This is a genomic window from Desmonostoc vinosum (assembly GCF_059505385.1).
On the sequence record NZ_JCACKM010000001.1, the window covers coordinates 14,732 to 36,994 of the forward strand.

The 22,263-nt window shown below is 42.9% G+C and carries 19 protein-coding genes and 1 pseudogene; 14 read left to right on the top strand and 6 right to left on the bottom strand.

The window, feature by feature from the left end; translation table 11 throughout:
* Nucleotides 1–2 precede the first annotated feature (2 nt).
* The 5 genes from AC5JMF_RS00080 to vnfK all read right to left on the bottom strand — a co-directional run bounded on the left by AC5JMF_RS00080 (nt 3) and on the right by vnfK (nt 6,560).
* Entirely contained in the window at nt 3–269 is a 267-nt protein-coding gene (locus AC5JMF_RS00080; RefSeq protein WP_495793731.1) for an asr0689 family protein, read from the bottom strand.
* 81 nt (nt 270–350) lie between these two features.
* Nucleotides 351–1,325, bottom strand: coding sequence for a hypothetical protein (locus AC5JMF_RS00085; protein WP_495793732.1), 975 nt, complete (start codon nt 1,323–1,325; stop codon nt 351–353).
* 633 nt (nt 1,326–1,958) lie between these two features.
* Entirely contained in the window at nt 1,959–3,302 is a 1,344-nt protein-coding gene (locus AC5JMF_RS00090) for a nitrogenase component 1 (protein WP_495793682.1), read from the bottom strand.
* Nucleotides 3,303–3,412: 110 nt separating this feature from the next.
* Nucleotides 3,413–4,936, bottom strand: coding sequence for a nitrogenase component 1 (locus AC5JMF_RS00095; protein WP_495793683.1), 1,524 nt, complete (start codon nt 4,934–4,936; stop codon nt 3,413–3,415).
* Nucleotides 4,937–5,174: 238 nt separating this feature from the next.
* On the bottom strand, nt 5,175–6,560 hold the full coding sequence (gene vnfK, locus AC5JMF_RS00100) for a V-containing nitrogenase subunit beta (protein WP_495793684.1): 1,386 nt from the start codon (nt 6,558–6,560) through the stop codon (nt 5,175–5,177).
* 88 nt (nt 6,561–6,648) lie between these two features.
* Between vnfK and AC5JMF_RS00105 the strand changes: the two genes are divergently transcribed.
* Nucleotides 6,649–6,846 carry a hypothetical protein gene (locus tag AC5JMF_RS00105; protein ID WP_495793685.1) on the top strand — a complete coding sequence of 66 codons (198 nt, stop codon included), beginning with the start codon at nt 6,649–6,651 and terminating at the stop codon, nt 6,844–6,846.
* Nucleotides 6,847–6,966: 120 nt separating this feature from the next.
* On the opposite strand, the gene vnfD is transcribed toward AC5JMF_RS00105, so the two are convergent.
* Nucleotides 6,967–9,069, bottom strand: coding sequence for a nitrogenase vanadium-iron protein, alpha chain (gene vnfD / locus AC5JMF_RS00110; protein ID WP_495793686.1), 2,103 nt, complete (start codon nt 9,067–9,069; stop codon nt 6,967–6,969).
* A 1,045-nt stretch (nt 9,070–10,114) separates the two neighbouring features.
* On the opposite strand from vnfD, the gene nifH reads away from it, so the two are divergent.
* The 13 genes and pseudogenes from nifH (at nt 10,115) to ctaD (ending at nt 22,252) form a co-directional block, all read left to right on the top strand.
* Nucleotides 10,115–10,939, top strand: a complete 825-nt coding sequence (gene nifH / locus AC5JMF_RS00115; RefSeq protein ID WP_495793687.1) for a nitrogenase iron protein — start codon at nt 10,115–10,117, stop codon at nt 10,937–10,939.
* A 166-nt stretch (nt 10,940–11,105) separates the two neighbouring features.
* On the top strand, nt 11,106–11,459 hold the full coding sequence (locus tag AC5JMF_RS00120; RefSeq protein ID WP_495793688.1) for a hypothetical protein: 354 nt from the start codon (nt 11,106–11,108) through the stop codon (nt 11,457–11,459).
* A gap of 447 nt (nt 11,460–11,906) precedes the next feature.
* Complete coding sequence (locus tag AC5JMF_RS00125) at nt 11,907–13,268, top strand: XRE family transcriptional regulator (protein WP_495793689.1); 1,362 nt, start codon at nt 11,907–11,909, stop codon at nt 13,266–13,268.
* Between the two features lie 112 nt (nt 13,269–13,380).
* Nucleotides 13,381–14,499 (top strand): homocitrate synthase, encoded by a 1,119-nt coding sequence (gene nifV / locus AC5JMF_RS00130; RefSeq protein WP_495793733.1) that lies wholly within the window; start codon nt 13,381–13,383, stop codon nt 14,497–14,499.
* 116 nt (nt 14,500–14,615) lie between these two features.
* Nucleotides 14,616–14,744: pseudogene (locus tag AC5JMF_RS00135) on the top strand (CopG family transcriptional regulator); the annotation flags it as partial.
* 182 nt (nt 14,745–14,926) lie between these two features.
* Entirely contained in the window at nt 14,927–15,640 is a 714-nt protein-coding gene (locus AC5JMF_RS00140; protein WP_495793690.1) for a 2OG-Fe(II) oxygenase, read from the top strand.
* Between the two features lie 169 nt (nt 15,641–15,809).
* Nucleotides 15,810–16,634 carry an NADPH-dependent oxidoreductase gene (locus AC5JMF_RS00145; RefSeq protein ID WP_495793691.1) on the top strand — a complete coding sequence of 275 codons (825 nt, stop codon included), beginning with the start codon at nt 15,810–15,812 and terminating at the stop codon, nt 16,632–16,634.
* Nucleotides 16,635–16,812: 178 nt separating this feature from the next.
* Entirely contained in the window at nt 16,813–17,040 is a 228-nt protein-coding gene (locus AC5JMF_RS00150) for a hypothetical protein (RefSeq protein WP_495793692.1), read from the top strand.
* Between the two features lie 362 nt (nt 17,041–17,402).
* Nucleotides 17,403–17,909: a phosphate-starvation-inducible PsiE family protein gene (locus tag AC5JMF_RS00155; RefSeq protein ID WP_495793693.1), complete on the top strand. Its 507-nt coding sequence runs from the start codon at nt 17,403–17,405 to the stop codon at nt 17,907–17,909.
* A gap of 509 nt (nt 17,910–18,418) precedes the next feature.
* Entirely contained in the window at nt 18,419–18,913 is a 495-nt protein-coding gene (locus AC5JMF_RS00160) for a DUF2231 domain-containing protein (protein WP_495793694.1), read from the top strand.
* Complete coding sequence (locus AC5JMF_RS00165) at nt 18,910–19,515, top strand: DUF2231 domain-containing protein (protein WP_495793695.1); 606 nt, start codon at nt 18,910–18,912, stop codon at nt 19,513–19,515. The genes AC5JMF_RS00160 and AC5JMF_RS00165 overlap by 4 nt, the downstream gene beginning before the upstream one ends.
* 2 nt (nt 19,516–19,517) lie before the next feature.
* Nucleotides 19,518–20,600: a cytochrome c oxidase subunit II gene (locus tag AC5JMF_RS00170; protein ID WP_495793696.1), complete on the top strand. Its 1,083-nt coding sequence runs from the start codon at nt 19,518–19,520 to the stop codon at nt 20,598–20,600.
* The gene (gene ctaD / locus AC5JMF_RS00175) at nt 20,597–22,252 is read left to right on the top strand and encodes a cytochrome c oxidase subunit I (RefSeq protein ID WP_495793697.1); all 1,656 of its coding nucleotides are present in this window, start codon (nt 20,597–20,599) and stop codon (nt 22,250–22,252) included. The genes AC5JMF_RS00170 and ctaD overlap by 4 nt, the downstream gene beginning before the upstream one ends.
* The last annotated feature ends 11 nt before the right edge of the window (nt 22,253–22,263 follow it).

A 22,263-nucleotide genomic window follows, 5' to 3' on the forward strand; every position in this document is an offset into this window, starting at 1 on the left:
TCCTAATAATTACTGAGTAAAGTTAGTGCAGCAAACCCTAATAATATGGCAGGAATTGTACCAGCCGGTGCAAATAATGCACCCAACATTGCTGAGAAAGCATAACCGATATCTTTCCCAGCTAATATCATTCCACCAATAGCACCACCAATCATTGATAAAGCAGTTGCTATAATTAACCATACTAATTCTGTAGTTAAGTTAAGTTCACCAGTAACCATACTGGTTAAGAAATGTTTCAAAGTTGGGCTGTGCAAAATATCCATGATTTGATATTCTCCCGGTTGGTAATTTGTGATGGGGAATTGGGAATTGATTATTCTCCGCGTCCCCGCGTCCCCGCGTCTTCCTCATCCCCTCCCCCCTATCTCTACTTCAATTTCTTGTATCGCTTGATTAACTATTTCTGCTTGTTCTATTTGTTGATGGTAAGCAAAAATTTCCCATGCTTTTTGATAGTAAGTACGCGCTTGTAAAAGATTTTTCAAATTACCTACTTCTGGTTTTTCTGGATCATCGGGTAAGTTGAATAAGGCGTTAGCTTTGTTAGAAATTGTGTTAGCATATTCTAAAGGTGTATCTTTGGAGTTACGCACTTTTAACGCTTCATCGTAAGCTGCGATCGCTCTCAAATTATTCTCCACAGGATGAGAACTCACTAAATATTGCAAAGCGTTACCCAAATTGTTTTGCAACATCGCATATTCTCTGGGATGATCGATCAAGTTAATATGCTTGAGTGCCACTTCAAATGATTGCACTGCTAACCCTTGACGCAAGTATTCTCTCTCTGATGCCATGGGCATAGAAAGGTAAGCGACCGCAATATTGTTATATAAAATCGCGTACTCTTGTGGGTAATCTTGCCAGGTAAATATCCGCAAAGCCTCGTGATAAGCTTGGATGCTGTCTGTAATTCGCGCCAAATTAAATGGTACAAGGGACTGCAACACCAACCCAAAGTTCATCTGTGCCTCTGCTAGTTCCTCTGGTGTAGCTAACTGTTGTAAAATTGACAGCGCTTCCTCATAACCTGCTTTTGCTTGCAACAACAGTTCAGTTCCTGCATCCGGTATTATCTGTAATGTCCCTGCCATCCCCACTTGGGCACGGGCTTTGAGTAGAGGATACTCTTCACCACACATCTCATATGCCCGGTAATACAGAGAAACTGCATTCCGCAAATCTTGGGCGGCTTTGGGCTTTTTTTGAAAACCTTGTGCCATCTCAAGCAGCATCTGGATTTTTTCTTCTGCTGTCGCTGACTCCAATGCAACAGCTGCGATCGCTGCCTTGACACCTGAATCTGTAATACTAGGGGTCATAACTGCCATACTCTAGCCAATTGGAAATTGAATCTGTCAACGCCCACAACAGACACATAATTGCATCTCATCAAGGGCTATACCGATTTACGCAGGCTTGAGTCTATTAATGACAATTACCCATTTTTCATTCCCAATGAATACTATAAAACACCCTATTGATAAAATTCTACGAGGAAATTGCTAATGTTAATGTCAGCTTTAAACACTTGATATTTTTCAATACTCTCACCAATCCACTATACCAATCCTAAATCATATCATGTCCGTTTAAAGACTTATGATTGGGCTGACGCGGAGATAGGGAGACGCGGAAGGGAGAAATTTTTATGATAAGTGATTAGCCAGACATGATATCATTCATGAGAATTAAGATCCCGGACTTCTTTGAGAAGTCCGGGATATGGATACCGCGAATTTTCACAAATCAGATAGGATTGCTATAGATAAGTGACTACTGTCAAAGCTAAATCTAATATCTGTAATGTGATCAACAAAAATTTCAGCTATGTGCTGTCCGTCTTGAGTGTCAATTACACGAACTTTGCGTGGGGGTATAGATTTATTTTTAGCTTCAGGAGAACTCCCCTTGATGGCGATTGCCGTTGCCGAGACGTGTAGCAAAACACTTCTTTATGTCCAATGAATCTCTTTTGAACGAAAAGCTCTATCCCAATCGTTGGCAATCACCTCCATCATATTGATCATTCCTTCATAGCCAAAATATGGCTTGTCAAGATAGGTTTCTCTGTTAGTAGGACTAAATACATCAAAAGCAATTTGTATTCCTAGTTCCTCTGCCATGTATTTTTCCCATGCCGAGCCAATAACGGCATTAACATCAACCTCTTGTAAGGCATGTTTGATTTGATATCCATCTGCCGAAAATACTACGCGGGGAGAAAGACCGAGGCTGTGTAGTTCTCGCTCTAGAATTGAACGAGAATCAGGCATCGCTGAACGAAATAATAAGACTTCCGGAATCATTTCCAATTCTTCAAAAAGCATTCTAACTAGTCCAATGCCAAGTGTCCCATCCGCAGATACGGCAATTCTACAGTTACGATATCGGGGAATAATCATCAATGCTCGTTTGCGAAGTGTATCTACAACCATTTCTTCGCCTTGTTTGATAATTGGCTCAACTCTTTCTTCTAGCTTGAAATGTGCCGCCAATGCCTTCAACCATCGAGTAGTGTTGTTTACACCCACTGGTAAAGGTATGTCATCAAGGATGAGGGGGATGTCATGGGTTTTTTGCATTTTCCGAGCAAACTTATACCCAACATCATGACTGAGAACAATATTGGCGGTTGCCTCACCAGCTTGCTCCAGTTCTTCAAAAGAGGTGTTATGAGAGAAAACCGTCTGTACTCTAATCCTCAAAGACTTTAACGTCTGCTTTACCCATTGCAAATCAGCCCACCAAGTCGGATTCAAATTTGCTTGTGGCGCAATGATATTTACAATCCTTGGCTTTCTACCCCTTCTCTTAGTCTGCCTTTTTTTGATAAAAGGAAGTAAAGCCTCTAAACCCATATCCAAGCCATCATAAGCATTGCCTCGAAACCCACCAGCAAGTAAAGGAACGAGTTTAGCTTTGACTTCTGGCTGAAGTTGGTGGCACAATCCCGCAATATCTTCACCAATAATGTCCGCCGCACAAGTACCAACAACAAACATCACCTTAGCATCAAAAGATTTATCCGCCTCTTTAATCATCCCTTTGAGTTTCTCAGTTGCTCCCATCACAATGTCTGACTCAAAAAGACGAGTACAACCGACTTTCCGCTTGGTGAAATCAACCTCATGAGCATCATACCCAGCCGCGACTGTAGACGCGCAACCCTGTGGAGACTGAATCACAATACTGACATCTTTGATACCAGCAACCGTAGTTGCAATACCTTCAAGGGCACAGCCAACAATTGGGTCTTTACTATGGTCACAATTTTCAAAATTTAGTCCAGCAGACATTTTCTCCTCCTCTTTCTTTAAGGGCATTGCATTGACTATAGGTAGGTCTAGGTTAAGTTCAGTCCCAACATCTAAAAACGTTGTGTTTGTTGGGTTTCAATTTTTACTTATTACTCGTTAAAACATTTTCCCCGCTTCTTTCCTGCATACACGGTACAGTCAGGCAGGTCTTGGGCTAGTTTTCCAGTTAGTGATTGAGCAGATGCCAACCCAGCATTTTTAGGGAATACCATTTGCTTGGTTAACGAACTGCGAGGTCTAAAGCCATATTGGAGTGCTGTTTTAATACACTGTGCCACCTTTAAGGCTCCGCGATAACCGAATCTGGGACGATTTAAGATAGCGTTTAAATCAACGACAGGAATATGAGGGAAACTCAAGGAAGAACCAAAATATACAACTGAGTCTGGATCTAGACCACCAATAAAATCGAGTAATTCATCTTCCGTTTGTTTCATAGATTCGTATTTACCAAAAGCCAGTGTTCCTTTCGTAATCAGGATTTCCGGGTCTAACCCTGTTTCCAACAGGTAATCTACACTGGTTTCTCGTGCTTCCGTACTCCAGGGATGGAAGTTATAGATGACCACACGCATCCCAAAATCGCGTTCCAACATGTGGGCGATAGACAAGCACTTAATAGCGTCATGTCCTTCGATAATTGCTAATTTCCCTTCTATATAACTCTTGGCTGCTTCAAATTCAGTTTTGATTGCGGCATATTCTCTTTCCATCAATGCAGCCGCCTGTTCTTCCATCCCTAAATATTTTGCCGCCCCTTCGAGCCATTTTTCTGTAGCGCTGATTCCATAAGGCAGTATAGTAGAATTTAATGGAGTACCAAACTTGTCTGACATGGCTTTACCGATGGTATAACCAAGATCCAAACATAAAGTACAGTTAACTGCCGCACTTGGCGCTTGCTTGAGTTCTTCTAAAGTACAGTCACCAGCAATGACACTGTGAACTCTCGCCCCCATTGCTTCGATGAGTCGTATTAATTCCTTAACATCAGTCTCAACTTCCGTTCTTTCCGGGCCCATCTTTGCACCCACAATATTGACAGAATCGGCTAATTGTGCTTTACGTTCTGGAGTTGGCGGCTCCATAAAGTCTACGATTTGCCGAAATACAATATCAAATCCACTACGATACTCCCCTGCAAATCCTTCACAATGTATCGTCATGATCTCAGACTGGATTTCCTTGCGGGCTTTATTCACCACATCATCAACACAGTCGCCAATAATACCAGATGCACAACTAGTAGCAACAACGATCGCATCAGGATGGTATTTTTGATCTACTTCTCGAATCGCACCAGCTAATTCTTTTTCACCACCAAAAATTACCGCCTTCTCACTCATGTTCGTCGTCACCACAGGTTCATAAGGAGAACCACTATTGCGGCTATTGGTCAGCTTGTATGCCCGCTTGACACCATAAGCACAGCCACTCGGCCCGTGAGAAATGACGATCGCATTTTTAATACCACTTAAAATCTTTGTTGCAGTCCAAAATTTACAAGGGCGAGTATGACTACCTTGTAGAGTGGTTTTAATCTTACCCTCTTTTGCCATTTGGTAAAGTTCGCTCAGATTTCCGTAAAATACGATATTTTGATCTATAGTCATTATGGTTCTCCAATTTTTGATTTTTTTAACGCAGAGGTACGCTAAGGTTAGCGCAAAGAGAAGTATGAGCGGCGGCTTCCGCCGTTCATAACTTCGGTGGGAACGCAAAGTTTAACTCTGCGATCCTTTGCGTTTTACTCGGCGTTCCTACCCTGCGGAAAGGCGTAAAGCCTACGGCATAGCTTCGCTTAACGCGTAGCGTCTCGTAGAGAAGCGCCTATGTGTTAAAAACTCATTCTTACCAGACGTTTAAGATCCACTCGCGATCGCGTTTGTACTCCATGTCTGCAAACAAAGCATTAGCGATATTATCTGCTAACCATTCTGCCCCTTTGTAGCCAATCACAGGGTATTTCCACAAACCGGCGCGGTCAAAGCTGGGGAAGCCTACCCGAACCATCGGAATATTGTTATCGATGCCGATATACCGACCTTTGGAATGACCTAAAATTAAGTCAATGTTCAGGGATTTATCTTTAATGCGGCGCTCTAGTTCCCAGAGGTCTGCATTTGTGATCACTTCGATGTCAGTAGGTGAGTTGTTTTCCAGAGCCTTAATTCTGGGGTCTTTTGCACAAGCTTTATTATCATCGCCTAACAACAGCAGTACTGGCTCTAACTCAACTTCCAAGCAGAACTCTGCTAGACCAATTACTAAATCGGGATCTCCGTAAATGGCTACCTTCTTGTTGGCGAAGAACATGTGAGCGAGGTCGGCGAGGGCATCGATGGCTTTACCCCGTTCTTTAACTAAAGATTCTGGTATTGGTTTACCGGTTAGTTTGCTGATATTTTGCAGCCAGATGTCGGTGTTTTTGATCCCAATTGGTGTTGGGCCAACAATCGCAGGAACCTTAAACTTCTGGTCTAAAAATTCAGCCGCGCTACCGCCTTCATATTTGCATAAAGCGATAGTGCCGATGGCGTTAGCAGAATCAGCAATGTCTTCGATGGTGGTATTCCCAAAGGCAAAACTTGTCTTATCGGGCATAGTGGGCGCATCGAAGCTTTCTGTATCCATTAAGATGTTTCCTGGAACATCCATTTCTTTTAAGATACGCTTAACTTCTGTGACATCTCCAGGGTTAACCCACCCAGTAATGACGTTTAACTTGCCAGTTGGTTCGCCTTTTTTTGCCAAGGTAGAAATGATCGCATGGACGCCGACATTATAGCCAGTGACTTGAGAACCTTTGTAACTGGGAGTATGCACAGCAACCAGTATTACCTCGCGATCGGGATAGTCTTTCTTTAACTGGCGGTTGAGCTTGTTAATGGTTCCTTCGATGTCGTCCCCAATCGTCTCGGTTGAACAAGTTGTAATAATTGGAATAATCCGTAAATCGGGATATCGTGCGACTAAGGTCTTTACGCCTTCCTCAATCCGTGGTATGCCTCCAAGAACAGCGCTATTTTCATGCAGTGAAGAAGAAGCAATGTCAAAATTTTCCTTCAAATGCTGGGCAAATAGGAGACGAACAAACATACTACATCCCTGTCCGCCATGCACCAGAGGGATACAATCTTTAATTCCGATGGAAGCATACTCGGCTCCAGCAGGTTGACAGGTAAAAATTGGATTGATTACGCCGCTGCGTTCCTTCTGTTTGACAATTACAGACATCCTATTGGCTCCTATATGGTAAAAAATTGCGTGATTTTGTTTAGCGTTGCTGCACGAAGAGATGAATTGTCATTTTGAGTTTAAGAAAGTGGAGCGATGCCTGCGACAAGCGATCGCATTTCGCACTCACCGAACTAGTAAGTTACGCCTCGCATCGATTACAGAAGAAGGTAGAATTGAATTTCCGAAAAGTCTTGCAAACAAACGAGAACTTCTCTGTAAAACGGTGCAAGAACACTACGCTACTTTTTGGGAATGCGTTTGGCGATCGCGCTACGTCGGTTAAAGGCATCGCTCCGTTAGGCAAATTTCAGCACAAACACTAACAGGATGACAAAACTCTAATTCATATTCATACTCCAATTGAGCAACGCTGTTCGTTGATTGGAATTACTGATCCAATTGCTTAATAAAGCGAATGGTGCAATTCACCATTTAAGGACTTGGTGATTGCAATATCGATCAGCTTGTGTTTAACAGACTCCAACACTGCTTTCTTTTGCACGTTATCCATCTTGGTTAACCATTGGAACTTGTTTTCCAAATCATTCACAAGAAGTTTTGCGTCTGCATAAAAAGCGCGATCGATAAGGGTTTCCAGAACCACCTGTTCCCCAGTCAAGATTTTCGCAGCCAGACCGAGAACGCCACTGATGTTTTCTTCCCGATCCCATGAGCGCGAGTGAAACTGCCACAAACACCGTTGTTGTATTAATGAGGTAATTTCCTCAGTTCGCTCTTGAATGTATGACGCGATTTCTTTGGCTGGCTGTTGAACTGGTGCAATGGTTTCCTTCACTGGCGATTTAACTTGTGAAGTGGTTTCCTTGGCTGCCTGTTCTTTAGCTGGCTGTTGAACTGGTGCAATGGCTTCCTTCACTGGCGATTTAACTTGTGAAGTGGTTTCCTTAGCTGCCTGTTCTTTAGCTGGCTGTTGAACTGGTGCAATGGTTTCCTTCACTGGCGATTTAACTTGTGAGGTAGTTTTTTCAGCTGGCGCTTGAACTGCTGAGGTAGTAGTTTTATTCGCTGACTGCTGAATTAATGAAGTCATGTCCGCAGAGGTATCTTTGGCAGCTTTACCATTGCCATTGCTTTTACCGTTACCATTAGCAACAGAAACATCTTCGCGGATATCATCTTTAGCCAATTTCATCAAAGGCGAGTAAATGGCATTGTACATATCGCGTGCCATATTCACCGCACCTTCAAAACCCATGTAAGGGCCATTGTGGTAGCCATGACCGTTGACATAAGGCAAGTGCAACTTCTTCACCAATGCACCCACCCGTGGCCCAGTCAAAACCAAATCAGGCTTGACCATCTCTAGCACTTCAAAGAACTCAAGTTCATTGCCATCATCAATATAGATAGTACCTTCTTCACCTCTGGCAATGACCTTTTCAAAGTCCTCTTGGTGACCAAACTTCGACGACATCGCCACAACTTTCATGCCTAAATCGTCTTCTAGCGCCTTTGTCCAGTGCCACAGTCGAGGCCCACCAGTCCAAATACAGACTTTTTTGCCAGTCAAGCGCTCCTTATACCAAGCTAACTTAGATTCATATTTAGCTACCTCTTCGGCAATCACAGCTTCGGCTCTGTCTTCAATTCCAAAGAAAGTTCCAATTTTGCGTAACCCTTCCTTGGCATAGTCAAAGCCCCAAGTATCCACATCAATACGAGGAATACCATATCTTTTCTTCAACTCATTGGCAATATATCCCGCAGACCGCGCACAGTTAGTCACATTCAACTGCGCTCTGTGCATCCCACGTAATGAGTCATAAGTACCGTTACCTGTAAAATGGGCGATGATTTGGATGCCCATTTTTTCCATATACTTTTCGAGGACAAAGGTATCTCCTTGAATGTTATAGTCCCCAATCACATTGATAGTATATGGACTGGTAATCTCTGGCTCAAAGGTTCCGACCTTCTCATTCACCCAGCCCATGTTGAAAACGTGGTGTCCTTTGGATTGACTCACCCCAGCAAAACCCGGACACTCTACAGTGAAGATATCAACATCACCGAGTTCTTTTTCTACCTCTTTGACTACAGGCTTGATGTCATCACCAATCAAAGCTGTCGAGCAGGTGGTGTACACCATCATCCGCTTGAGGTCAGGAAATTCAGCAAAGGCTTCTTTGATAGCCTTCTTGAGCAGTTTCTCACCACCAAAGACAATATGCTGTTCCTTCATATCCGTTGACCAGGCATACTTGAGTTGGAAGTTGCCATTATCACTAGGATAGCGTTTAGTGTGCCAAGTATCGTATGAACAACCTACAGGCCCATGTATCAACTGGATAGTATCCTTGAGGACACCACCAATTACTAACTTAGCGCCACAATAGCTGCATCCGCGCTCAGACAATGAGCCAGGAATCGTTTCAACGTTAGCACTGGGAAGAAACTGGGTTGTATCTTCTCCCTTTTCTTTTATATATATGTGCTTTTCCCGTTCGGGAATGGTTTGGTCGCACTTAAACAACTTCATTGGCATGGCTGATTGCTCCTTGTGCAATAGCTAAGAAGAAGAAATATTCTTCAAGACTTTGTATTTTTAGAAGAGAACTTCTTTGAGTTCCTTGATTTCAAAATCCTAACAACATCTTTAATTAATAATAGTAAATCTGATAACAAAAATGGAAATAAATGTAGAAAAACTAAGGATTAATCTATTTGTAAATAGACAATTCTGTCTAAATTTAAAATTGCCTTATCTAAGATAAATCAGATTTTGATCAAGAGAAATAGACAGACTGTTCTAACTAAATATGAAGAGATAAATGATGGAATTTTTGTCCTGTTTATAGATATGCCACTGGGAAAAATCAGTGATATTTGGTCAACTCAAAACAACAGAAAAATGGCAGTGATTAACTTTCAGGCTCTTTAGGTGATCACTAATTGTGACCACGAATACTGTTTATAAATAATTTGATAACCGCAAGTAATTTTGCTGGATGTATGATATTCTTGATTTATAGGGAATCTAAATTGCCAAAGCACAATAACTCCTCAAGCACCTGCTAATCAGATATTCAGACCAGCCTCATCAGTTATTGGTGACGGCACAACGTTAATCGAAGTGGAGCAAAGCCGCCAAAAAATCGGTTTTTCGTTTGGCGAAGCTGTTGCTATAAGGTAGGCTGGACTGATTTTTATGTATCTTCCTGCCAAGGAAACATAGTATTTGTTTGGCTGTGATCAAGTAGAAATTTCTCCTTCACCTGCGATCGCTGTGAAAGTTTTTAAACTCTTGTAACAGGATTGCGACTAATTTTTAGTACCTTTGTTGTATCTCACATCCCACTAATATTTACTGCTATGTTTGCAAGAAACTGTTAACTTATAGCAGCTAGCCGATGATAGTTTAAAATGTTGCATAAAACGCCTATATCGACTATTTGACTAAGTTGATACTGTTACAACTTCAGCAGTAAACTCTCTCAAAAACTGCAACTATTATTGAATTCAACACTCTGCTTGATTACACCATAATTCTGAAACCAAATCGACATGTCTGCACCATTACTGGGGTTCTTATGCGGAAGATTGCTATTTATGGAAGAGGAGGAATTGGCAAGTCCACAACAACTCAAAATACTGTGGCTGGACTGACTGATATGGGTCGTAAGGTGATGGTTGTAGGGTGTGATTCAAAAGCAGACTCTACCCGGCTCCTCTTAGGGGGATTCCATCAGAAGATTTTACTCGACACCTTGCGTAAAGAAGAAGATGATGTGAATTTACAAGACTTCCGTCAGGAAGGATGGGGGAAGACGCTGTGTGTGGAATCGGGCGGGCCGGAACCTGGTGTAGGATGTACAGGTCGAGGCATCCTGACATCGATTGGATTGCTGGAACAATTAGGTGCTTATGATGATGCGGTTAGGCTTGATTATACATTTTATGATGGTCTGGGTGACGTGGTGTGCGGTGGGTTTGTGATGCCCATTCGAGAACGCAAAGCTCAAGAAATTTACATCGTCACTTCTGGGGAAATTATGGCAATGTATACCGCTAACAACATCTGCCGAAGCATTCAGAAGTATGCCCTGATAGGCGATATACGTTTGGGAGGATTGATTTACAACTCTCGCAAAGTTGATGGGGCAAACGATCTGATCGAGGCTCTAGCTGAGAAACTGGGAACTCAAATGATTTACTCTATACCCAGAGACAACATGGTGCAACGGGCAGAGTTCCGCCGCAAGACGGTGATTGAGTATGCTCCTGAGTGCGAACAGGCACACCACTATCGCAACTTAGCAACAGCAATTGATCAGAACACAGATTTTGTGATTCCGAAATCTATGTCTAACCATCAGCTTGAGGAACTGCTGGTAAAGTTTGGGTTGTTTGACTAGGACAATGCAGTAAGGGTTATCCTTCATACAAAGTATCTGGAGCAATTGGCAACCTCTGACTCGAAAAAGCAGAAAAAACTGCGTAAGTTTCTTACCAACATTTGAGAAATCGACGTTGCAAACCACGTCAAAATTTATCTACCTCATTGAAGGAGTAGAACTTATTATGTTGACTGAAGAGGTATTAGTCCAAAAATTTATTAGCGTAGCTACGAGGCGCTGTCCCCAACTCGGTGAGTTGCTCCAGTACTGCCACGTCGAACTCGTAAACTCCTATTGGGGCTGCCCCTCACAACTTATTCAACATTTTGCTATATTTTCGCCCAACCTGCTGTTTGCTTCTGTTAATCGCTACAAAGATATTCTCAGGGGCACTGCTAAAGATCTGGGGACATCGGATGCTGTTTGTATGAACGCCACACGTATTATCCGCGATCCTGCCTCAACATTAAAGGAAAGAAACCCCATCCTGTGGTTGGAACTTCATTATGTGGCAGTACCAACTAAAAAATGCAGTTGATATCTAAGACCTCTTGCATAAATATTTTTTTATCTCACGCAGAGGCGCAGCGAAAAGTTCTGTTCGCGTAGCGTCTCCGTCAGGAGAAGGAGGGTTTCCCTCCGTAGGAACGCCACTTGCGCGGCTGCCGGGGAACCCGTCCAACGCAGTGGCTCAACTTTTCAAGACAGAGGCGCAGAGAAGAGAACGCAAAGAAGGACTTTTGCAAGAGGTCTCTAGATGGGGACTTACCATACTTGAACTGAAAGTTGCATTCATTGGGCGAAATAGTATCTAAAGATGCAAGTATATTTGCAAAATGTATGATATGCTTGCAGCAGATAAGCAAAATTGTCAAAACATTAACATGTCTGACAGCAAAAGTGGCAAGCACCAGAAAACCTTGCTATTGTCCCAACAGATTACGTTTGTTCGCTGCGGCTTTTTCTAACGGAGAGATACAGCCTCATGAAACTGGATGTGAATCTTTGCAACAACCTGAAATCAATTAGAACTCGCTTAGGCATGAGTCAGCAGGAATTAGCTAATATTGCTGGCGTAACTCGTCAGAGTATTGGTGGTGTGGAATCGGGACAATATGCTCCTTCTGTTGCTATGTCACTTCGTTTAGCTAAGGCGCTTGGTTGCCAAGTTGAGGACTTATTCTGGTTCGAGGAAGATTTACCAGAAGTTGAGGCAATTATTGCCGGATCAGCCTCTAAGCAACGGCAATCACGAGTTAGTCTGGCGCGAATTGGGGATCAATGGATAGCTTATCCCCTCGTTGGGAACAATGCTTTTCGTATGGAAATGATTCCAGCTGATGGTGAAACAGTTGTGGTGGTGAGACAGTCTGATCTTGAAGATTCCCACGCCACTTGCGACAACTTTGGGAACCAAAACAACGTAGTGGCTCCCCAAGAAGAACTACCGAAAGGGTTTCCCGGCATAAGCAAACTGTCTAACCCGCAGGGTGAAGCAGTTACGGTGAATCAGCAAACTGCCATTGGCCTTAGCGATCGCGCAATCTTAGCTAAGTACGAACATCATCCAGCAGGTGAAGCACAGAACCAGATCGGTACAAATAAAGTTCTGGTTCGGCTTCTGGATGATATAGACAAACTGCACAATACAGTTGTGATTGCTGGTTGTACACCTGTGCTTTCTCTCTTGGCAAGAGCAACTGAACGCTGGCATCCGCAACTACGAATTCATTATCATTTCGCTCACAGCACGGCTGCATTGCGTAGTCTGTGCCGAGGTGAAGTTCACATTGCAGGGATGCATTTATATGATCCCCAAACTGGGGAACATAACATTCCCTTTGTGCGGGAAGCCTTAACAGATAAGAGTGCGGTTTTGATTACCCTGGGAGTTTGGGAAGAAGGATTGTTAGTCCCACCAGGAAACCCAAGGGGAGTTAAAACAGTTTCCGACTTAGTAGAATTTGGAGCAACTATTGTTACCCATGAGATGGGTTCTGGTAGTCGGATGCTCTTAGAACGGAAACTTCAAGAAGAACGAGTACCATTGCACAAAGTTAAAGGATCTGACTGTATCGTCCACAACCATCAAGATGTTGCCTTATCTATAGTCTCAGGAATCGCTGATGCAGGTATCAGTACAGCATCTATAGCTGCTGCCTTTGGGTTGGGATTTATCCCTCTACATCGAGCGCGATACGATTTGGTAATTCTCAAAGAATACTTGGAAGAGTCACCAGTACAGCAGTTTCTCAGTATCTTGGGACATCGGCTAGTGCGATCGCAATTAGAGATTCTCGGCGGCTTTGACATTAGCCATATTGGGGAAGTTGTAGCGAATATCTAAATAATTCGTAATTCGTAATTCGTAATTAATGGGACAGACGCGATAAATCGCGTCTCCACAAGTCAATCAAAATCATACTACGGGTTAGTTGGTCATGAATCACCACTTCACTATGAACAAACATCCGATTCAAATTAACGATACCACCTTGCGAGATGGCGAACAGGCGGCAGGTGTGGCTTTTAACGTTGAAGAAAAAATTGCGATCGCCACTTTTCTAGATTCTATTGGTGTTCCAGAACTAGAAATTGGTATTCCGGCAATGGGACAAGAAGAAGCAGAGTCAATTCGTACTATTGTCAATTTGGGATTAAACGCTAAATTACTTGGCTGGAACCGTGCTAATTTATCTGATATTCAAGCATCTATAGATTGTGGTTTGCAACGGGTGCATATTTCCGTTCCCGTCTCGGAAATTCAGATTGCTGCCAAGTTTAGCGGTAAGCAACAGAAAATGCTGGATCGTTTGCGAGATGCGATTAATTTCGCTTGCGATCGCGGTTTAGCTGTATCTGTTGGCGGCGAAGATTCTTCTAGAGCCGATCCATCCTTTCTATTAGATGTAGCATTTGCTGCTCAGGAGTGGGGAGCTTTTCGGTTTCGCTTCTGTGACACTGTAGGAATTCTCGACCCTCTAACTACTTACAGTAAAGTTCGTTCCCTTGTGCATCACCTATTTATTCCTATAGAGATGCACACACATAATGACTTTGGACTGGCAATGGCGAACTCATTGGCTGGTATTGAAGCAGGAGCGCTATCTGTCAACACCACAGTCAATGGAATTGGCGAACGGGCTGGGAATGCGGCGTTGGAAGAGATTGTCATGGCACTGAAATATATGTACGGTATCCGAACGGGTATTGATACAAAACGGCTGCTGGAACTATCACGGTTAGTTGCTAAAGCTGCTAACTGGCCAGTTCCCCCTTGGAAAGCGATCGTTGGTGAAAATACCTTTGCACATGAATCAGGCATTCATGCTCATGGAGTGCTGCAAAATCCTGGTACTTACGAACCGTTTGCGCCGGAAGATGTTGGTTGGGAACGTCGTTTAGTTGTAGGCAAACATTCCGGGCGGCATCTGATACTCAGTGTGCTGCAACAACATGGAATCACGCTAACTCAGCCAGAAATTCAATCGGTGCTAGATGCTGTCAAGCATCAGTCAGTACAAGTTAAACGCAGTCTCACGGTTGAAGAACTCCTGAGTTTGGTTCCCCAAGGATGAAGGTAGGGAAAGAATAAAGTGAAGTTGGTTAAGAATGCATAACAATTTTGTCTGTGTTGGCGATCGCAATCATTCTACTAACTGCTACAATTCTACCAATTATGTTGGTATTAACTATGCCGAGAAAAGAGCAAGGATGGATTACCTTTCAATCGTCAAGAGAAGAACTGCAACTTTTGGAGCAGTACTGCAAGCGGTCTCAACGCACTAAAACTGATGTATTGCGTTCTCTATTGCGTACTCTCCAACCCAAATTACTCAAAAAGCGGAGTAAGCAGTTTGATTCTACAGAGGTCGATCTTGACATGTTTAACTATTTTGAGTAGGGATAAAGCTAGTTGTAGAGGTCAATAGATTGTTGATGGCGCTCCAATTGATGTCCAGGGTAGTCAGGATTTGTTAACTATACTAAAGTATTTTTTCTACCATGCTTAATTTTCAGTCTATTCGTACCACAACAATGCAAAGAGTCCCATATAATTGGGCTTTGATCGAGAACCTGCTCTCAATAGAAGCAAGCTTAGAACTAGCTGCCAGTTTTCCCCACGAAGAGTTTCGCTTGTCAGAGGGAGAGGGATATGGATACTCTTGGGGAAAGATGCTTGCCAGTAGCGAGGATATTCCGTTGATGCTCAAATCTAGCGATCGCCGCTGGCGAGAGCGGATGGCACAAGGTAGACTTACTTGTGACTTGGGATACCTCAGTAATGTCTGGCGACAGTTGATAGAAGGACTATGGACAGATTCTTACCGCGCAGCAATGGCTAAAATGTCTGGGTTGGAGCTAAAAGACTGTTTAATGGATATTGGATTTCGGCGGTATAAGTTAGGACAGTTGCATCACCCCCATACAGATGAGCCAAATAAAGTTTTAACTCATCTGCTATTTTTCAATCAACAATGGTCTATGGACTGGGGAGGCTGTTTGCGAATTCTCAAAGACTCTCAGCCGGAATCTGTCTTCCAAGATATTCTACCCCTGAACGATTCCTCTGTTGCGATCGTGCGTTCTGACAATTCTTGGCATACGGTAACTCCGCTAACTTGCCCTATATCTGAGTGTCGGCTGGCTTTGCGAGTTGCTTTTTTTCGGAACGATCGCTTAACTTCAGATTTCGGAGAAACCCAGCTAGTTGCCTAGCAGTCAAGTATTTTTCTATGGAAGCTTGATATGAATAAAGAATTCTACAATTTTACGGACATTCTAATCCAAATCCTGCCTCTGCTTCTGTTAGTCCTGCTGGCCGTATACATCAACTTGAAAGTGATAGAGCGTTATCCTCCTGTTGTCACTTCCGTCAAAGAAAATTATGACTAATCCTACAGAATTATTGCGATCGCGCTATGGTGAAATTCCCTTCAACTACGAAATTGACTGGAACAACTCTCTAGAAACACTCGTATCTCACCGTTCAGTTCGGTCTTATTTATCTAATCCTCTACCATCAGGAACCCTGGAATGGCTAGTTGCTGCTGCTCAATCTGCTGCTAGTTCGGCTAATATGCAAACCTGGAGTGTGGTAGCCATTGAAGATCCAGAGCGCAAAGCAGAATTATGTAAACTGGCTAATAACCAAGCATGGATTAACCAAGCTCCTGTATTTTTAGTTTGGTTAGCAGATTTAGGTCGTCTGGCTCATATTGCTGACAGTCGCGGACTACCTCATATAGCTCTGGATTACATCGAACTGTTGGTGAAAGCAATAGTCGATGCTTCAGTGGCGGCGCAAAATGCTGTTGTAGCTGCTGAATCTGTCGGTTTGGGAACAGTATATATTGGTGCAATTCGCAAAAGCACGCAAGAGGTAGCCACATTACTAAATTTGCCACCTTTCGTGTTTCCCATATTTGGGTTGTGTGTCGGTTATCCCGATCCTGATGCACAACAACCTGCTATTAAGCCGCGTTTACCTCAACCAGCCGTACTGCACCGGGAAACATATAAATTAGCAGAGCAAGATGAAGCGATCGCTCACTACAACGACATCATGAAAGAATTCTACACCGAACAAAAGATGAATGTTACTGTTGATTGGTCGCAACACTCAGCCGAGAGAATCGCTACCTTAGACTATTTAAAAGGATGCAAGTACTTGCGTGAAACTCTCAACAACTTCGGCTTCAAGTTGCTGTAAAGGGGACTGGGGATTGGGTACTGGGGAACTCGGGGCCCCCTCTGGGGATAAGGGGCAATGGGGATTGGGGATTTTAGATTGAATTTGTAGCTAAAATTGCAAACTTCTTCTCTGCGTCTGGGGCGTCTCTGCGTGAATAAATCATACCCGCACTTAAAACAGAAAGGAGCTTCAAACAATGAATAGTTTGTCTACCAAAGACCTCAACAGACTACGCTCTCAAAGCAAAATAATTGTTAATCGAGTAGAGATTTTCATCGAGACTTATTTATCAGAAACTTCCCTTGATGAGAATCTAGTGAACGAAACCTTAGAAGAAATCATCAAGGCTGCGAATAACTTAACAACCGCAGCATCCAAGATGAAAACCGTAGAAACTGTACATAACCTTAACGGTTCAAAATAGTTCAATAGCGCTGAGTAGAACCCCATAGCTCAATCATAGGAAGTACCGATTTCTAAGTGCTGAGTAATTGACGCTAGATACTCAGCACTATTTTGATTATGGGAAGGACGTAAATAAAGTGAAGATACCGCAGGCGAGACGCCTAACGCCACTTCTTACCCTGCGGGAAGCTCTCCGGGTTCAGCAGTCGCTCATGGGGGAAACCCTCTACGTACCCGTCGCTGCTTCACCGCTACGCGTCTACAAGTCGGGCATTACCCGCTTCCCCCACAAGAGGTTAATTGTTATTGTGGGATGGGTTGGACAGCCCACTATAGTCAGAGTTCATCTACTTAAATGAATCTAGACTGTTAGGAAATATTATGCTAAAAGAGCTAATTTCAAACTTCAACAACTGGTTACAACGAAATAGTATTGTACGTAACCTGGAGTTTTTCCAAGATTTTATTATCATTTCTTTGTGTCTTGGTTTATTTTGTGTGATGCTCATCCGACTAGGAGATATGTTTTTCTCCTTTTTGCACCCTTTAGATTTACGACAAGTAACATCTGATATCTTATTCATTTTGATTTTAGTAGAATTGTTTCGCTTGTTAATCGATCATTTACAACAACAAAGAACATCCGTGACCGCAGCAGTGGAAATTACTATTGTTTCTGCTTTGAGAGAGGTAATTTTACGCGGCGTTCTCGAAATTCCCCGCGACCAAATTTTCGGTATAGCTGTATTTCTAGTAGTTTTAACAGCAATTATTGTGGCTTTACCTTGGATATCTCGGTTTTTGGAACAGGTCAAAATTGCTAACCCAGAACCAACAGAAAAAAAGCAATTGTTGACTAAAAATACTCTAGCTTCTGATGAATTGTAACCATAAATACTGTTTAAAAATTAGTTGGCGATCGCAAGTAAAATTGCCAGATGTATGATATTCTTTATATATGGAGAATCAAAAGCACACTTAAAAACAACAATTTCCGCGTAGAACTTGAGCTATACGAAGTTTCGCTTAAAAGTCTGGTTTTTGTATCTCCCTAGCTTATCAACGTAGAAGTAAAGTCAAATCAGCCAAGCATCTTCAATTTTGCTCAAGTGCATCAAACAGCAAGTGATATTAGTGATATTTAATATCTGTGTGTTTCTCTTTAATACCTTGTTTGACTTAACTCATTCGTCAGCATTTACCAACCACTAAAACCTTTTTCAATAACTTGCAATTCTGTATTCATTCCAGTGAGCTTTTGCCTATCAAAATTAAGCGACTCTGTGAAAGAATTTCCATAATCAGAATTGCTGTTGTTTTTTAGAAGGATTTTCAATGCAATCTAAGTTGTTGTAGAAATCAACATTGTTAATCACTAAACACATGAGTAGAATACCATGCTTGAGAGCCTTCTGAACAACCATAATCTACCGTATCCTGATACGATACATCCGATCATTGTCCATTTTGTGATTGCGATGGTGTTGTTTGCCTTTTTATGTGATGTCATTGGCTACTTTACTAATAACTACCGTCTTTTCGAGGTGAGTTGGTGGAATATGTTTTTCGCTACAATTTCCATCTTCATCGCCGTTGTTTTTGGTCAATTTGAAGCAGGTTTAGCACAACCTTATGATGCCGTTCAACCAGTACTGAATTTACACACTATCCTTGGCTGGTCACTTTCAGGAATTCTTGCAGCTGTTACAGCTTGGCGTTATGTAATTCATTGTCGTAATCCAAAAAAGGTATCAATTTATTACTTAGCAGCAAGTCTACTTTTAACTGTATTAGTAGGCGTACAAGTGTATTTTGGAGATGAATTGGTTTGGGTATATGGACTGCACACTGTACCAGTTGTTGAAGCCGTGAAGGAGGGCTTACTACGATGAATCCTGAAGTTGTTGAGCAATTAAAAACTCATTTGGGAGCAAACGGGTTGCCCTATCCTATACCCATTCACCCAAATCTAGTTCATTTGACTATAGCCTTATTTATCCTTGGTATTACCTTTGATTTCATCGGTACATTGTTCCCTCTACAAAGACCAATCTTCAAGTTTTTAGCAATTCCTGCTAATCGTTCTAGCTTCTTTGAGGCTGGTTGGTACAACATGCTAGCTTCGGCACTGATTACATTGTTTACAGTGGCAGCAGGTTTTTACGAAATCATGTTAGCAGAACCACTCACAGGGGTAAAAAGTGCCTGGGGATTAGAAGCCGTGGAAACAATGCTTTGGCATGGTGTAGGTGGTGTTTTTCTCTTAGGGCTGATTGTTGGGATGGCTATCTGGAGAGGATTGCAGCGCTATATTTGGGAGCGAGATGACGGTAAACAGGTGCAGTGGGCTTATTTATATTCTGGACTGTTCATCATATTCATCATGTTCATCCACGGTACGCTAGGAGCGCACCTAGCTGCTGAGTTTGGGGTTCACAATACTGCTGACATGTTATTGCGCTTGGGCAAAAACCCCAACTTACTACTGAGGTAATCATGAAAATCCGAAATGTTTTGATTTTGAGTGTGGTTGCGATCGCCCTAACTGCTGTTAGTCTTCAGATAGGACAGTGGACGTATTCTTGGATGCCTCCTCAAGCCGCAGCAGAATCGCACCTCGTCGATAAGTTGTTTAGTTTTTTAATCACGTTGGGAGCATTTATCTTCCTGGGAGTTACAGGAACACTGATTTATTCAGCGATTTTCCATCGAGCAGAGAAATACGATACAAGCGATGGCCCTCCCATTGAAGGAAATATCACACTAGAAATTGTCTGGACTGCAATTCCTGTATTACTAGTATTTTGGATTGCTGGTTACAGCTACCAAATCTACGAGCAAATGGGGATTCAAGGGCCAATGGAGGCTATGCATCTGCATATTCCAACAGTCATGAAATCTGCATCTGCTGCACCAGTCAAAGAGGACACGAGGACGCGGAGACAGGGAGACGCGGGGAAAGAGGAAGCCGGGAAAAGGGGACAAGAGGACACAGGGAATATTAAGGGACTTCCTGTTGAAGATATTGAAGTCGATGCTAAACAATGGGCTTGGGTTTTCCGCTATCCAGGAACAGATATCAGTACCACCGAACTACATTTACCCATCAATCATCGCATCCGTTTAGCTTTGCATTCAGAAGATGTTCTCCACGGCTTTTATATTCCTGCCTTCCGAGTCAAGCAAGACATTATTCCCAACCGCAACATTGACTTTGAATTCACCCCTACTCGCATTGGCAAATATCAATTAACCGATTCCGAATTTAGCGGCACTTACTTTGCAACCATGCAGGCCGATGTCATTGTCGAGTCTCGTGAAGATTACAAACAATGGCTAGCAGAAGCAGCAAACCGTAGACCATGCATAGCAAATAATCAAGCAGCTTCCGAATATGCCCAAGAATCAAAAGAACTAATCAAAGGTTGGGCTACAGTAATACCTGCAAAAGCCCCCATAGTCAACTCCAGCAAACTAATTAATCACTTATCTTACTCCCTTCCTCTCTGCGCCTCTGCGCCTCTGCGTGAGGAACAAACCTTCAAATATCCTTCAAGCGTGGCAAGAGCAAACAAATGACAAATATTCCCGCCCAAAACATTAACATTACAAATCAAATACCTAACCACGAACCTCAAACAAACTGGAAGCAATACTTTAGCTTCAGCACAGACCACAAAGTTATCGGTATTCAGTATATCGTTACCGCCTTCATTCTCTTTTTAGTAGGTGGTCTATTTGCAATGATCATTCGTGGAGAATTAATTACTCCACAATCAGACCTCCTCGACCGTAGTGTCTACAATGCAATGTTCACCATGCACGGCACCGTGATGTTATTTGGCTGGACATTCCCCATACTTACAGGTTTTGCTAACTATCTCGTGCCTTTAATGATTGGGGCGCGAGATATGGCGTTTCCCAGACTCAATGCTGTTGCCTTCTGGATGATACCAGTCGCTGCTATTCTACTGATGGTCAGTTTCTTTGTCCCTGGCGGGCCAGCCCAAGCAGGTTGGTGGTCATACCCTCCCGTCAGCGTACAAAACCCTACAGGAAACTTCATCAATGGTGAGGTTATCTGGCTTTTGGCAGTGGCAGTATCAGGTGTTTCCTCAATTATGGCGGCGATTAACTTTGTCACCACGGTTGTGAAGATGCGCGCACCTGGGATGACATTCTTCCGGATGCCCATCTTTGTTTGGAACGTATTCAGCGCCCAGATTATCCAACTATTTGGACTACCTGTGTTAACAGCAGGTGCAGTCATGCTTTTACTCGATTTAACAGTTGGAACGAGCTTTTTTAACCCTGCCAAAGGAGGCGACCCAGTTCTATTTCAGCACTTTTTCTGGTTCTACTCCCACCCTGCTGTTTACGTAATCATTCTGCCAGTCTTCGGAGTCTTTTCAGAAATCTTCCCGGCTTTTGCTCGTAAGCCTCTATTTGGCTATAAGATTGTTGCTGTTTCATCACTCTTGATTGCTGGGGTGAGCGGTATAGTCTGGGTACACCATTTGTATGTCAGTGGTACTTCCGGCTGGATGCGGATGTTTTTCATGCTGACAACAATGTTCGTATCTGTCCCCACTGGCATTAAGGTGTTTGCTTGGACTGCAACGATTTGGGGTGGCAAACTACGGTTTGATACACCAATGCTATTTGCGTTTGGTGCATTAATCTTGTTTGTGTTTGCAGGTATTACTGGCATCACCCTTTCTTCCGTTCCTATTGATGTCCACGTCAATAATACCTACTATGTGGTGGGTCACTTCCACTATGTTCTATATGGCACAGTCACGATGGGGATGTTTGCTGCTATATACTTTTGGTTCCCTAAGATGACTGGACGTATGTACTACGAAGGCTTGGGTAAGTTGCACTTCTGGCTGGCGTTCATTGGTACTAACCTCAACTTCTTCCCAATGCACCCATTAGGATTGCAAGGAATGTTGCGTCGAGTTTCTTCTTATGCACCACAGTATGAATTTTGGAATATTATCGCCAGTATCGGAGGGTTTTTGTTAGGTGTGTCTACTTTGCCTTTTATTCTAAATATGATTGGTTCTTGGATACATGACCAGCGCGCATCAAAGAATCCTTGGCGAGCAATTGGACTTGAGTGGCTAGTTGCTTCACCACCTCCTGTAGAGAATTTTGAGAAAATTCCAGTTGTTGTGGGTGAACCTTACGGATATGGGAAATCTGAACCGTTGGTAGCCGAGAATTAGTTTTAACGCAG

Excerpts from the sequence above, each read along its gene's own strand:
- vnfD (WP_495793686.1), bottom strand. The coding sequence starts at position 9,069 with ATGCCAATGAAGTTGTTTAAGTGCGACCAAACCATTCCCGAACGGGAA.
- AC5JMF_RS00165 (WP_495793695.1), top strand. The coding sequence starts at position 18,910 with ATGAATCCTGAAGTTGTTGAGCAATTAAAAACTCATTTGGGAGCAAAC.
- AC5JMF_RS00145 (WP_495793691.1), top strand. The coding sequence starts at position 15,810 with ATGACTAATCCTACAGAATTATTGCGATCGCGCTATGGTGAAATTCCC.
- AC5JMF_RS00120 (WP_495793688.1), top strand. The coding sequence starts at position 11,106 with ATGTTGACTGAAGAGGTATTAGTCCAAAAATTTATTAGCGTAGCTACG.
- AC5JMF_RS00160 (WP_495793694.1), top strand. The coding sequence starts at position 18,419 with ATGCTTGAGAGCCTTCTGAACAACCATAATCTACCGTATCCTGATACG.
- AC5JMF_RS00095 (WP_495793683.1), bottom strand. The coding sequence starts at position 4,936 with ATGACTATAGATCAAAATATCGTATTTTACGGAAATCTGAGCGAACTT.
- AC5JMF_RS00085 (WP_495793732.1), bottom strand. The coding sequence starts at position 1,325 with ATGACCCCTAGTATTACAGATTCAGGTGTCAAGGCAGCGATCGCAGCT.
- vnfK (WP_495793684.1), bottom strand. The coding sequence starts at position 6,560 with ATGTCTGTAATTGTCAAACAGAAGGAACGCAGCGGCGTAATCAATCCA.
- AC5JMF_RS00090 (WP_495793682.1), bottom strand. The coding sequence starts at position 3,302 with ATGTCTGCTGGACTAAATTTTGAAAATTGTGACCATAGTAAAGACCCA.
- AC5JMF_RS00150 (WP_495793692.1), top strand. The coding sequence starts at position 16,813 with ATGAATAGTTTGTCTACCAAAGACCTCAACAGACTACGCTCTCAAAGC.
- AC5JMF_RS00155 (WP_495793693.1), top strand. The coding sequence starts at position 17,403 with ATGCTAAAAGAGCTAATTTCAAACTTCAACAACTGGTTACAACGAAAT.
- nifH (WP_495793687.1), top strand. The coding sequence starts at position 10,115 with ATGCGGAAGATTGCTATTTATGGAAGAGGAGGAATTGGCAAGTCCACA.
- ctaD (WP_495793697.1), top strand. The coding sequence starts at position 20,597 with ATGACAAATATTCCCGCCCAAAACATTAACATTACAAATCAAATACCT.
- AC5JMF_RS00170 (WP_495793696.1), top strand. The coding sequence starts at position 19,518 with ATGAAAATCCGAAATGTTTTGATTTTGAGTGTGGTTGCGATCGCCCTA.
- AC5JMF_RS00125 (WP_495793689.1), top strand. The coding sequence starts at position 11,907 with ATGAAACTGGATGTGAATCTTTGCAACAACCTGAAATCAATTAGAACT.
- AC5JMF_RS00140 (WP_495793690.1), top strand. The coding sequence starts at position 14,927 with ATGCTTAATTTTCAGTCTATTCGTACCACAACAATGCAAAGAGTCCCA.
- nifV (WP_495793733.1), top strand. The coding sequence starts at position 13,381 with ATGAACAAACATCCGATTCAAATTAACGATACCACCTTGCGAGATGGC.